This window comes from Tetzosporium hominis, from assembly GCF_002265435.1.
In the GTDB taxonomy this organism is placed as follows: domain Bacteria; phylum Bacillota; class Bacilli; order Bacillales_A; family Planococcaceae; genus Chryseomicrobium; species Chryseomicrobium hominis.
The window spans coordinates 1-244 of record NZ_NOKQ01000065.1 but is presented as its reverse complement, the minus strand read 5'-3'; the positions used below and the strand labels follow the sequence as shown (position 1 = coordinate 244).

General features: G+C 48.4%; 1 protein-coding gene. It reads right to left on the bottom strand.

Annotated elements, in window-relative coordinates; genetic code table 11:
- The coding region (locus tag CF394_RS15900; protein ID WP_207761658.1) for a hypothetical protein at positions 1-244 on the bottom strand (244 nt) is incomplete at both ends.

Sequence of the window (244 nt, the reverse complement as noted above, 5' to 3'; positions counted from 1 at the left end):
TGGGACATCGTATCCCAATCCGATTTGCTTCCCATAATAACTCCTACTTGTGCTGACATGAGTTACCCCCGCTTTCTTCGAAATTCGACAATTCGTTGCTGACCACTGAAAAAAGTCCGATCCCGTAAACACAAAATCTGTGCAGGTCTCGGACATACAAGGATTACGAACGCTGCTGCTCCAAGCAGAAGAGTCATTCGCATCCGCCGCCAAAGAGGCAAACAAGAAGTCAGGCCCCGTTGTT